Consider the following 12,337-nt stretch of genomic DNA (forward strand, 5'->3'; position numbering starts at 1 on the left):
GCACCGGATGCTGCGGCAGCATCGAGAGGGGATCGCCTTGTTGCGAACGGACCCATTTGCCCCCTATGCACCTAGACTGGTAAACGGCAGGCGCGGGCGACTTCACCCTTCCACCGGCCGGTGCTTGCCCGGCTGGCGGTCATACAAAGGGGCCCTGCTGTGTTGGCAGGGCCCGGGGGCATTACTCTTCGTCCACCACGTTCTGGTAGCCTTCGGCATCCAGCAGGTTGGCCAGCTCGCTCTCGTCATCGAGCTTGATGCGGAACAGCCAGCCAGCGCTGTAGGGATCGGAGTTGACCAGCTCGGGGCTCCCTTCCAGCTCTTCGTTGACGGCAATGATCTCGCCGCTCACCGGGCTGTAGATGTCGGAGGCCGCCTTGACCGACTCGGCCACGGCGCAGTCGTCACCGGCACTGACCTGCTTGCCCACTTCCGGCAGCTCGACAAACACCATGTCACCCAGCAGCTCCTGGGCGTGTTCGGTGATACCGACCACGGCCTCGCCGTTGGCTTCAACACGGATCCACTCGTGGGAAGTGGCATATTTCAGTTCGCTCGGGATATGGCTCATTTGTGCTTCCTTTGATCTTTGAGTCGCGTTTAAAAACGAATATGAAAAGGGATGGGGGAGGCACTGCCCTCCCCCAAAACGGTATTAAACCAGCTTCTGGCCGTTACGGACGAAAGCGGGCTTGGTGACCTTCACGGTGACCAGCTTTTTGCGGATCTCCACCTCGGCCAGTTCACCGATATCGCGGGGCACCCGCGCCAGGGCAATACTGTAGCCCAGGGTGGGGGAGAAAGAGCCGGAGGTGATCACACCTTCCCGCTTCTCACCGTTTGCCGCGGTGAAGGTGACCGGTATACCGGCACGCAGCACCCCTTTCTCTTCCATCACCAGACCCACCAGCTTGGGCTGATTGCCCGCCGCTTTCTGTGCTTCCAGCACGTCGCGGCCGATAAAGTTGCGCTCGCTCGGCTCCCAGGCGATGGTCCAGGCCATGTTGGCGGCCAGCGGAGAGATTGACTCGTCCATATCCTGACCGTAGAGGTTCATACCCGCTTCGAGGCGCAGGGTATCGCGGGCACCGAGGCCGCACGGGGCGACGCCGTTATCCAGCAGTGCCTGCCACAGCTCGCAGGCTTTCTCTTGCGGCACCACGATTTCATAACCATCCTCGCCGGTGTAGCCGGTAGTGGCGATAAAGAGATCGCCAGCCTGCACGCCGAAGAAGGGCTTCATCCCCACCACGGCAGTGCGCTGGGCGGCGCTCAGCACGGCTGCGGCCTTGACCTTGGCGTTGGGGCCCTGCACCGCAATCATTGCAAGCTCGGGACGCTCGGTCACTGTGATGTCGAAATCGATGGCGTGATGGCGGATCCAGGCCAGATCCTTCTCGCGGGTAGCGGAGTTGACCACCAGCCGGTAAAACGTATCGCCAAGATAATAGGTGATAAGGTCATCGATCACGCCGCCTTCCGGATTGAGCATGCCGCTGTAGAGGGCCTTGCCGGGGACAGTGAGTTTGGCCACGTCGTTGGCCAGCAGGTGTTGCAGAAAGGCTTTGACCCGTTCGCCGGTCAAATCGACGATGGTCATGTGGGAGACATCGAACATACCGGCATCGCTGCGCACCGCGTGGTGCTCTTCCAGCTGGGAGCCGTAGTTGATGGGCATTTCCCAACCGTGGAAGTCCACCATCTTGGCGCCGGCTTCCAGGTGTTTGGGATGCAGTACAGTAGTCTGGATCATCGCATTCTTTCCTTAGCAAAAAGCCTTTTCGCTTTGGCGACCACCCTTGCGACCCGTGCCACCGCTCTGACTGCACTACGTACAGCAAAAAGCGACCGGATCCAAAAGTGTGTGCTCGCTCCTGCCCTTGCCAGGCAAGAGGGATTCCTTGAACGGAGCGGATTATATGACAAGCAGGCGAGCGTGCCGCTCAAAAAAAACTAATCCCCTCCCGTAAAACTGACTCCAGACACTAAGATAAATGCAGTGATAAAAACAGCCATAAGCCGACTCAGGCGAGATTAAATTTTGATTTTTACCGTTTCGTCACAATTTGCAGAAAAACGTTTCGCTCCAGAGCAAAATTAAAGGCTGACACCCAAAACGGGTCATCAGCCTTGTCGGATTACTTTTGTTGTCAAAAAACGCGAGTAATATTAGTTTTTTTCACCCTTGGCCTGCATGGCACTGCCCTTGGTCGCCGCAACGACCCAGTCAGGACGGGCCAATGCGGGCAACTCGCCCTCCAGCCCCATGGCGGCGCGGATCACCCCCTCCTTGAAGGGCGTCAGCAGATTGGCCGCGCGCAATCCCACGCCCCGCACCAGCTTCTTGAGCGGGTTGGCCCCGCTGAACAGCCGCTTGAGCCCCTCCATTGCAGCGAGCATGCGAGCCGCTTCGCTCTTGCGCCAGCGCTCGTAGCTGCGCAGGTTGGCGAGCAGGCCGATATCCTCACCCGCGGCATGATTTTGCAAGATCAGCTCCGCCAGCGCGGCAGCATCCAGCAGGCCAAGGTTGACCCCCTGCCCCGCCAGCGGATGGATGGTATGGGCGGCATCTCCCACCAGCACCAGCCGCTCGCGAGCAAAGTCGCGGGCATAGCGGGCGGTGAGCGGAATCGCGCTGCGCGGCCCCTCCACCTTGCACAGACCGAGCCGGGCATCGAAGGCGGCGGTAAGCTGGCGATTGAACTGCTCGTCATCGCAGGTGCAGAGCGCCTCGGCGCGGGCCGCAGGCAGCGACCAGACGATGGAGCAGAGGTTCTCTTGCCACAGCGGCAAAAAGGCGAGCGGGCCATCCGGGGTGAAGATCTGGCGTGCCACCGCCTCATGGGGTTCGGCGCAGCGCACCGTCGCCACCAGGGCATGGTGGCCATAATCCCAGCTGGTGAGCGGGATATCGGCCTGACGGCGCACCCAGGAGTGGGCGCCATCGGCGGCTACCACCAGTTTGGCCGAGATAGCCTGACCATCTTCAAGGAGCAGCAGGGCGCCCGCCGGGCCGCTCTGCAGGCTCTTGGCTCTGGCGGGGGTCAGCAACTGGATATTGCTGGCACCTTCAATTGACTCAAGCAGCGCCAGCTGGATCACCCGATTCTCGACGATATGGCCGAGGTTGGCCTGACGCAGGCTGGCGGCATCGAAGTCGATATGGCCAAAACTGTCCTGCTCCCACACCGCCATCTTGTCGTAGGCCTGCAGGCGGCGCGCTTCAATGCTGTCCCAGGCGCCGACATGGCGCAGGATCTGCTGGCTGGCCAGACTCAGGGCGCTGACCCGGTTATCGGCCACCTCCCCTAGCTGCGGATCGGGCAATTGCCCCTCCACCACCAGCACCTTGAGGGCACTATGTTTCAGGGCCGCAGCGAGCCCCAGCCCCACCATGCCGCCACCGACAATCACCACATCCACATTTTGCATCTGCATCATCTCATCCTTTCAGGGCTGACCGGCTGGCCAGCGAGGGGACGCCCGCAGGCATCACCTCTTTATTCAATAGGTTTTGATCAACGAATGGCGGTCAACAGGTTCCACTCAACAAGTGCTGGCTAGTTGCCGCACACATCGGCGACAAAGCCCAGGGTGCGCGAGGCAAGCGGCGCCTTGAGGCACGGGAATCGCCCCATCAGGGTGAGCGCCAGATTGCGCCCCGCCACCAGCGGATCGTGACCATTGGAGAAGAGCTGGGCCAGCGAAGAGGTGAGCCAGACGGTCTGCGCCTGATCGCGCTGACGCTGCTGCCAGTAGCCACTCAGTACCTTGAAGCTGCCGATATCCTCCCCCTCTGCCAACGCCTTGGCTACGGCGCCGGTAAGCAGGTCGAGATCCCGCATCCCGAGGTTGAAGCCCTGTCCGGCAATGGGGTGCAGGGCGTGTGCGGCATTACCGACCAGCACGGTGCGCTGGGCCAGCGGGTAGTCGCAGGCGGTCAGAATGAGCGGATATACGTTACGCACGCCGCATCGCTCGAAGCGACCAAGCCGCCAGCCAAAGGCCTGCTGCAGACGGGCAAGAAACGCCGCCTCATCGAGGGCCATCAGCTCATCCACCTCATGCTGCCCGACGCTCCACACCAGCGAGGAGAGCCCCTCCTGCATCGGCAGCAGGGCCAGCGGCCCCCCTTCGGTAAAACGCTCGAAGGCGCGTCCCTCAGGGTCTTGCGCCGTTTTGACCGTGGCGATGATGGCGTGCTGCTCAAAGTCGTGGCGGGTCACCGGCAACTTGAAGTGCTGACGCACAAAGGAGTTGCCGCCGTCTGCCGCCACCAGCAGGCGGGTCTCAATCTGTTCACCGCTCTCGAGGGTGAGGGTCACCTTCTCCTCATCGGGCGCAATCTCGCTCACCCGTGCCGGACAACAGACCCGGATATTGGGAGAGGCCGCCATCGCCCGTTGCAGCTCCTTGCCGGCGGATGCCAGCTCGATCACTTGGCCCAGCGCGGGCAGGCCGTATTCGGCAGCCGACAGGCGAGCCTGACCGAAGTGGCCCCGATCCGAGACATGAATCTGGGTAATGGGGGCGCAATGGGGGGCAAACAGCGGCCAGAGTCCGCGTCGCAACAGCGCATCACAGGTACCGGCCGAGAGCGCAATGGCGCGTGCGTCGAACCCTGAATGGGTGTGCTGTTCGGGGACGCTTGCCTCCAGCAGCAGGATCTCGAGGGGGGAGCCATCGGATCGAAGCAGGGCTGCCAGCGAGAGGGCCAGCACGGCACCGCTCATTCCACCGCCGACCAGGGTGACATCGACCTGTCGCACATCAGATTGAGACATAAGCAGAGAGGAAGAAGTGAAAAAGGTGGCTTCATGCTATCACAAAGCCGCTGACTGAATGCGAGGTCACCGGCAAAAAACCGGTTGCGCCTCACAGGGTTAGCCACCACAAGGAAATAAAAAAGAGCGCCATCAGGCGCTCTTGCAGATTCAGTAAGGGTCGCGTTGACCCGCACCTCAATGAAGGGTCGGCGGCGCGCTCGGGGTATCGGGGCGCTTGCCAAACTCTTCGAAGGCCATCATGACCCCCAGTTTGACGTGTTCGTAGAGCACCAGGAAAGAGGCTTCGTTCTCGTCATCTTCCTGATCGAACTCGGCGGAGACCTGAGTGATGCTGGCGATATCCTGGATCATCTCCTGCAGCTCTTCCGACGCGCGGGAGAGCTCCTGCTGCACCACGCCAAAACCGGCCAGAAATGCCTGTGACCAGTCCACTAGCGAATCGATGCGCTCGTCGAGGGGAGCATCATCACTTGGCAGCAGCAGCTCGACGCCCTTCTGGGCCATCAGGCTCTCGACCACATTGTGATAAAGATCGGTCATCACCTGGCGCACCGGGGCCGGCAGGCCGAAACCGTCGTTCACCAGATCGTTGAAATGGGGCAGCCAACTCTTGTCGTCCAGTGCCACACCGCCGCACACCAGACCGCAGATCACACCATGGGCCTCTACTGCGCTGGCCATCAGCTCATGTTGTTCCATGATGTCGGCCACTGCCGCATATTTAAGGGGGTTCGTTTTGCTCATCGAGGATCCGCTCAAAGTTCAGTCAAATTTGCAGAATTAATGGTCAGGATCCTAGCATTCTCCCTCTTGCAGAGCCAGCAAGGCCTTGAAACTTATGCATCTGCGCTATATAGTCCCGCCCAGTTGTCCACGTGGATAAAGGCGGAAATCAGCTCCGCCGTATTGAGGAAGGCATGAGCACAGAGGCCGTAGAAATCGTCATTTTGGGACGTCCCTACAAGGTATCCTGTCCCTTGGGACAGCAGGATGCCCTGCGCCAGGCCGCCGAGCAGCTGACCGACAAGTTGATCGACCTGCGTCAACGTTCCAAAGTCTCCAGCAACGAGCAATTGGCTATCATGGCGGCGCTCAATTTCTGTCATGAGCTCTGCCTTGAAAAAGAGAAGAACCACCAATACTCTGAGACCATGGACAAGCGGATCAAGATGCTGCAGCGCACCATCGAAGCGGCCCTGATCGAGCACGGACAGTATGGTGATTCCAGCGAAGAGGGGCAACAGCCCTAATCGCAAACCGTTTTAAAATTCCCTGGGATGTTTGTCAGCCGGTTCAAGTCCCCGAGCCGATATTCATACCAAACAGGGGATCTGCCTTCTGGCTATTGCGCATGCTCGGCACGACCGAGAAGCCTGCGGTCAGATCCGATCCCCGCCTTGAACCGACGGTTCAAGGGCCCAAACCGGCAACGGCATCTCGGGGTACCAACAGCAAAAGCCCGTCACCAGCGTGACGGGCTTTTTCTTTGCCTGATGATCAACGAACTGTCCCGTCCTGAATATGGTTTACACCTTTCCCCCCAATAAATGGAGAACCCGATGGGACAAGGTGTGAAGCGGACACAGCCATAACGACAAAGCCCGCCAAAAGGCGGGCTTTGTTTTGCAGCAGGCAAGCAAATTTAGATGGCCATCTGCTCGTGGGGGGAGCCATGGTGGCGTAACCAGACAAAACTCAGCGCCACGATCAGCACCATCAGGGTCATGATGGCACCCAGAGTCACCTGACCGGTCATCGGGAAACCGGCCGCCAGCAGGGTCACCACACCGGCCCCCAGATTCTGCATCCCGCCGAGAATGGCACCAGCGGTGCCGGCCTGACCCGGGAAGGGCTCGATGGCACAGGAAGTGGCGGTCGGGTAGAGAATACCGCTACCAATGAAGTAGACAGCCGCACCACCGACCAGCGAGGCGGCACTCACCACCCCGAACAGCCCCGGCACCAGAATGATGAGGGAGCCGAGCGCCAGAAAGGCGATCCCCAGACGCATCAGCTTGCCCTGAGTCAAACGGAAGCTCAGCTTGGCAGAGAGCCAGGCCCCGAACAGATAGCCGGGCAGCGGCAGCACGAACAGCACGCTCACGGTACGGGCGCTCAGTTTCAGCACATCGCCGAGCAGCACACCGGCCGCAGCCTCGAACACTGCCAAACCGGCAAAGGTCGCCATCAGGCAGAGCAGGTTGCCCTGAAACTTGGGGTTGCCCAGCACATGGCGATAGGCAGCACCGACGCGCAGTGGCTGACGGGCAGCAGCAGGCAGGGTCTCGCCAAACCAGGCCATGATCGCCAGGGTGGCTACGGCACCAAAACCGAACAGGAACCAGTAACCGGCGCGCCAGTTGAACAGCTCGGTCAGCCATCCCCCCAGCACCGGTGCCAGCAGCGGGGAGAAGATCACCCCCATGCTCACCAGACTGTTGGCGCGGTTGAGCTCGGCGCCGTTGTAGCGATCGCGCATCACGGTACGGCTCATGGCGCCACCGGCACCGGTACCCAGCCCCTGAATAAAGCTACCCACTAGCAGGGCGGCAAAATGGGGGATGACCTGAATGATCAGGGTGCCCACCAGAAACACCATCATGCCGACGATCAGCACCGGGCGACGGCCGATACGATCCGACAACGGCCCATAGACAAACTGGGAGAGGCCATAGGGGATCAGGTAACAGGCCATCACCGCCTGCAACTGGCCCGAGGCCACATTGAAGTCCCCCGCCATCATGGGAATGGAGGGAACATAAAGGGTCTGGGTCATCTGGCCCACAGCGACCATCAGAATGGTCAGTAAAAACAACGGATAAAAACTGTGCCGATCCATATCAGTCCCAAAAAATCGAAAAAATGCTGCCGCCCCTCTGGCACAAAATGGCCCAGAGGAATCTGATCACAGAGGCTGTGATGCAATCAAAAACAGTTTTGGAAACAGTAGGCGGGGAGCCCGCCAAGCCACCGCACAGGACGCTTGGTGGTATGGGGGCATCATAGTGATTCAGCTCACAAAAAACGAACGAATCTTTATAATCGGCTTGCCTTAGTTTTTCTAATATTACGGGGCATTTCGCCCCGTCAGCAGTTAAAAATCAACGCGTTACCATCTGTTGCGCCTGCTTGATCAGCTCATCGGGCTGCTCTCTGCGCGGCGGTATGGTGATCCCCTTCTGGCAGGCAGGCTTCTCTGCCATGCGATCCATCCAGGCTTGCAGATGGGGCAATCCCTCGATGGAGATGCCGCTCCAGTCATAAATACGCACCCAGGGCCAGGTGGCAATGTCGGCGATGCTGTACTCGTCCGCCAGATATTCGTGATGGGCCAGATGGCTGTCGAGCACCTCGAACAGGCGACGCCCCTCCTTCTGGTAGCGTTCGATAGCGGCGGGGATCTTCTCGGGGAAATAGCGGTAGAAGACATTGGCCTGCCCCATCATGGGTCCTACCCCGCCCATCTGGAACATCAGCCACTGGATGGCCTGAGAGCGGCGTTTGGGATCAGCGGGCAGCAACTTGCCTGCTTTCTCCGCCAGATAGATGAGGATGGCCCCCGACTCGAATACGGCGAAATCGTCGTTATCCCGATCGACGATAGCCGGAATACGGCCATTTGGGTTGATGGCGAGAAACTCGGGCTTCTTCTGATCCAGCGCCGAAAGATCGAGAGGAATGACCCGATAGGGCAAACCCAGCTCTTCGAGGGCGATCGCCACTTTGAAACCATTGGGGGTCGCGGCGGTGTAAAAGTCGATCATGATTCACTCCTTGTTGGTCATAGCCAGATTGCACGGTTGGAACAGGGTGCAACACCATAGCCGCCTCATCTTGCAACAAGTGACCGGCTCCAGACCATTAAAAAGCGGCGCACCGTAGGCCAAACAAGGCCACGGTGCGCCGCTGGTGCGCTCTGGCAATAGTAGATATTAGTTAATCACGCCGACCGGCTTGCGCTGGCGCAGCATGATCAGGCGGGAAAGCAGCGGGAAGTAGGACTCCAGCTTGCGCAACAGCACCCGGCTGCAGGCAGGCTCGGCCAGCTCCGACTCATCCAGCACGATGCCGTTTGAGACAAAATAGAAACGGGGGTCACGCACATCCGGCCCGCAGACCGTCAGCTCCTTGTCTCCCTTGCGGATCAACAGCGGCAAGACCGGCAAACCGATCGTCTCATCCTCTCCCCGGGCAAATCCGGCATCCTGCCAGGGCGCATCGCCGTCGATCAGCAGGATCGCCGCCTCCGTCTTGGCCGGTTGCCACTGGGCCAGGGGGGTCACGGTGATGTGGGCAAAGTGATCACCATACTCGGGTGACGATCGTAAAATGGCCAGCAGTCCCTCGCTGGCAGTAGACACATTTTGACTCACTAATGACAAATTCATGGTTCACATCCCTATGCTCATGACAGCCTGTATCCGGCTGCTGGGATAAGACTAGCGCAGATCTGGTCTATATTGGAGCCGTCAAATCTGGCAGTGGTAATCAATTGGTCGTAGGGGGATAACAGTTGCCATCGCACAAAATACTGGTATCATACCGCGTCCTTTTATCCCCCGTTCTTTAACATCCAGTGGTGAACCTATGCATCCGATGCTGAATATCGCCGTGCGCGCTGCGCGCAACGCCGGTCAAGTTGTAGTAAAAGCCTTCTCCCAGCCCGAGAACATTGAGGCTATCCAAAAAGGCAGCAATGACTTCGTGACCAACGTTGACCGTGAAGCCGAAGCGGCCATCATTCACACCATCAAAAAATCTTACCCGGAGCACAGCATTGTTGCTGAAGAGTCTGGTGAGATTGCCGGTACCAATCCGGACTACCAATGGATCATTGACCCACTGGATGGCACGACCAACCTTGTCAAAGGCATTCCGCACTTTGCCGTTTCCATCGCCCTGCGTGTGAAAGGCAAAACCGAACAAGCCGTTGTTTACGATCCTATCCGTGACGAGCTGTTTACTGCTACCCGTGGTAGCGGCGCCCAGCTGAACGGCTACCGTATCCGTGTCGGCAAAGCCAAAGAGCTGGCTGGCACCGTACTGGCTACCGGTTTCCCCTACAAACAAAAGCACCACATCGAGTCCTACCTGAAGATGTTCCAGAGCATGTTCATCGAATGTGCCGACATCCGTCGCTCCGGCTCTGCTGCGCTGGATCTGGCCTATGTGGCTGCCGGTCGCGTCGACGGTTTCTGGGAAATCGGCCTGAAACCCTGGGACACAGCTGCCGGTGAACTGCTGGCCAAAGAAGCTGGCGCCATCGTCACCGACTTCGTAGGTGGTCACAACTACGAAAACTCCGGCAACATCGTGGTTGCCAACCCGCGCGTCCTGAAAGAGATGCTGGGCAAGATCCGTGAAGAGCTGCCGGAGTCTCTGGCCAAATAAGCCAGCTCCCCAGCCTTCACCAATATAAAAAAACCGGCGCAAGCCGGTTTTTTTATTGCTGCGATATACCCTGTCAGGGCATTCCAACCAACTGCTTATGCTCTTCTTCCCCCGTAGCTCGCGCCCCAACCGCTCGCCCCGTTCCCCATCCCCAAAACAGTTCGTCGCCCTTCTCTCGTTAGCAAACACGCCTTAACCAACCTTCTTGAATATCACCACACAGGCAGAGATAAACATCTGATCTCCCTCCCAGTTTGCCCTGATCTTCATCCTCTGTATGAAGAGCCCCAACCATCAGGCCTCGTACCCATCGCCAGATAAAAAACACCCGGCACATGGCCGGGTGTCGTGAGGGCAGGCAAAGCGCCCCGACTTTTATGAATAAAGAGGCCGGAGCACTCCAGCCCCCTTATCAGGCGAGACGGAAGCGCCCGATGGTCTGCTTCAGACCCACCGCCAGCTGGCTCAGCTCCAGACACGCGCGGGCAGTATGATCCGCCCCCTGCGCCACCTCATTGGCGGATTCGTTGATCCGCTCAACATTGCGACCCAGCTCATCAGACACCGCATCCTGCTCACCACAGGCGCTGGCAATCTGGATCGCCATATCGGCAATCTGGGCGACAGCCTCTTCGATCTGCTGGATACCGGTGCCGGTCTGCTCGCTTTGGGTGACGCACTGACGGATCATGTCACAGCTCAGCCCGGTCACCTCTTTCGCCTGATTGGCGCGAGACTGCAGGGTTTCGATGATGGCGACGATCTCGCCGGTAGAGGCCTGGGTGCGGCCCGCCAGGGTGCGCACCTCATCGGCAACCACCGCAAAGCCACGGCCCTGTTCACCGGCACGGGCTGCCTCAATGGCGGCATTGAGAGCCAGCAGATTGGTCTGATCGGCAATGCTGCGAATGACATCGACCACTACGTTAATCTGGGCGGATTCACGCTCCAGTTCGGCCACCAGCGTGCCAGCCTGCTCAATCTCTTCCGCCACACGGGTGATCGCCACCAGCGAACGCTGCACATCCTGATTACCTTTGCGGGCTAAGGTATTAGCCGCACTGGCAGACTCAGAAGTGTGCTCTGTATTGCCCGCCACATCAGCAACGGTCGCTTTCATCTGGGTCATGGCCGTCGCCACCAGCGAAATCTCTTGCTGCTGGCTCTGAATACCCTTGGCAGACTGTTCGGAAACCGCACTCACTTCGTCAATTGCCGCCCCCAACTGGGTAACCGCAGCCACCACCTCTTCAATCAGACCACGCAGGTTGTCCTGCATCTTGAGGGAAGCTTTGGCCAGCATGCCCAGCTCGTCACGGCCGATATGCTGACGCTCCAGCTGATGAGTCAGATCGCCGGCGGCAATGGCGTTGGCCTGAGCCACTACCGCTTGCAGCGGCAGGCAGATCTGGCGGGTCAGGAACCAGGTCATCACCACCATGAACACCAGCAGAGCACCAATGCTCACCATGGCGAAAGTGGTCACCATGCTGACGCTGCCAAGCAAGCTGCTGCGGTTTTCCTTCACAAAACCGAGGTTCACATCGATCAGAGCATTAACTGTCCGCTCCAAAGAACCAAAAGCAGCATTCGAGGCAAATAACTGTGCCTTGGCTTGCTCTTGTTGTCCTTGTACCAGCAGTTGATCAAACTCGTTCACTGCACGTTGGTAACTGAGCCACTGTTGTTTGGCCTGATTAAACACCTGACGCTCATGATCAGCACCGACAGTCGCCTCATAGGCGTGAAATGCGTTGTCTACTTTCTGGATATTCTGCTGGATCCGGCTGCGGCGAGCCTGCAGATCAGCGGCATCGTTCACCATCAGCAAGGCGAACTGGGCACGACGGACATAGGAGACGTCATAGAGCAGGGTTTCGACCGACAGGACACTCGGCAGCGTAGAGTCGGTAAAGTTCAGCACCCGATCACGCACACCGCGCAATTCGCTGGAGAGAAAAACACCGAAGACAACGTTGACTGCGGCAATGACCGCAAAAACCACGGCAATCTTTTTGCCGATGGAGAGATTCTTGTAAAACATAGTGGCGGGTGATCCTCTACTGCTGACAGGCGAATGGAGTGTGGCGATCACGTCCCTATGAGCAAATCCCCGGACCTTCCTGACGGGAAAAAATGCAGAACACCGGGAAGGTAGA

At 58.9% G+C, this 12,337-nt stretch carries 11 protein-coding genes and 1 other RNA gene; 3 read left to right on the top strand and 9 right to left on the bottom strand.

The window, feature by feature from the left end; translation table 11 throughout:
- Positions 1–181 precede the first annotated feature (181 nt).
- From gcvH to I6L34_RS02025, 5 genes are all read right to left on the bottom strand, one after another.
- Complete coding sequence (gene gcvH / locus I6L34_RS02005) at positions 182–571, bottom strand: glycine cleavage system protein GcvH (protein WP_005333898.1); 390 nt, start codon at positions 569–571, stop codon at positions 182–184.
- Positions 572–655: 84 nt separating this feature from the next.
- Positions 656–1,753 carry a glycine cleavage system aminomethyltransferase GcvT gene (gene gcvT / locus I6L34_RS02010; RefSeq protein ID WP_216955487.1) on the bottom strand — a complete coding sequence of 366 codons (1,098 nt, stop codon included), beginning with the start codon at positions 1,751–1,753 and terminating at the stop codon, positions 656–658.
- Between the two features lie 416 nt (positions 1,754–2,169).
- Positions 2,170–3,438: an FAD-dependent 2-octaprenylphenol hydroxylase gene (locus I6L34_RS02015; protein ID WP_058058492.1), complete on the bottom strand. Its 1,269-nt coding sequence runs from the start codon at positions 3,436–3,438 to the stop codon at positions 2,170–2,172.
- A gap of 122 nt (positions 3,439–3,560) precedes the next feature.
- Positions 3,561–4,784 (bottom strand): 2-octaprenyl-6-methoxyphenyl hydroxylase, encoded by a 1,224-nt coding sequence (ubiH, locus tag I6L34_RS02020; protein ID WP_058058491.1) that lies wholly within the window; start codon positions 4,782–4,784, stop codon positions 3,561–3,563.
- A gap of 177 nt (positions 4,785–4,961) precedes the next feature.
- Positions 4,962–5,531: a UPF0149 family protein gene (locus I6L34_RS02025; protein ID WP_005333908.1), complete on the bottom strand. Its 570-nt coding sequence runs from the start codon at positions 5,529–5,531 to the stop codon at positions 4,962–4,964.
- A 173-nt stretch (positions 5,532–5,704) separates the two neighbouring features.
- Here I6L34_RS02025 and zapA point away from each other — a divergent pair, with 173 nt between their 5' ends.
- On the top strand, positions 5,705–6,037 hold the full coding sequence (zapA, locus tag I6L34_RS02030; RefSeq protein WP_005333910.1) for a cell division protein ZapA: 333 nt from the start codon (positions 5,705–5,707) through the stop codon (positions 6,035–6,037).
- Positions 6,038–6,053: 16 nt separating this feature from the next.
- Positions 6,054–6,235, top strand: a non-coding RNA gene (ssrS, locus tag I6L34_RS02035) — 6S RNA.
- 194 nt (positions 6,236–6,429) lie between these two features.
- Here ssrS and emrD read toward each other — a convergent pair.
- The 3 genes from emrD to I6L34_RS02050 all read right to left on the bottom strand — a co-directional run bounded on the left by emrD (position 6,430) and on the right by I6L34_RS02050 (position 9,175).
- Positions 6,430–7,626, bottom strand: coding sequence for a multidrug efflux MFS transporter EmrD (gene emrD / locus I6L34_RS02040; RefSeq protein ID WP_005333920.1), 1,197 nt, complete (start codon positions 7,624–7,626; stop codon positions 6,430–6,432).
- A 262-nt stretch (positions 7,627–7,888) separates the two neighbouring features.
- Positions 7,889–8,551 (bottom strand): glutathione S-transferase family protein, encoded by a 663-nt coding sequence (locus tag I6L34_RS02045; protein WP_058058490.1) that lies wholly within the window; start codon positions 8,549–8,551, stop codon positions 7,889–7,891.
- A 168-nt stretch (positions 8,552–8,719) separates the two neighbouring features.
- Positions 8,720–9,175 (bottom strand): hypothetical protein, encoded by a 456-nt coding sequence (locus I6L34_RS02050; protein ID WP_058058489.1) that lies wholly within the window; start codon positions 9,173–9,175, stop codon positions 8,720–8,722.
- A 199-nt stretch (positions 9,176–9,374) separates the two neighbouring features.
- On the opposite strand from I6L34_RS02050, the gene suhB reads away from it, so the two are divergent.
- Positions 9,375–10,178, top strand: a complete 804-nt coding sequence (gene suhB, locus I6L34_RS02055) for an inositol-1-monophosphatase (protein WP_005352992.1) — start codon at positions 9,375–9,377, stop codon at positions 10,176–10,178.
- Between the two features lie 412 nt (positions 10,179–10,590).
- Here suhB and I6L34_RS02060 read toward each other — a convergent pair whose 3' ends face one another.
- Positions 10,591–12,222 (bottom strand): methyl-accepting chemotaxis protein, encoded by a 1,632-nt coding sequence (locus I6L34_RS02060; protein WP_058056998.1) that lies wholly within the window; start codon positions 12,220–12,222, stop codon positions 10,591–10,593.
- Positions 12,223–12,337: the final 115 nt, after the last annotated feature.

Origin of the sequence: Aeromonas sp. FDAARGOS 1404, from assembly GCF_019047085.1 — a bacterium.
Classification (GTDB): Bacteria; Pseudomonadota; Gammaproteobacteria; order Enterobacterales; family Aeromonadaceae; genus Aeromonas; species Aeromonas veronii.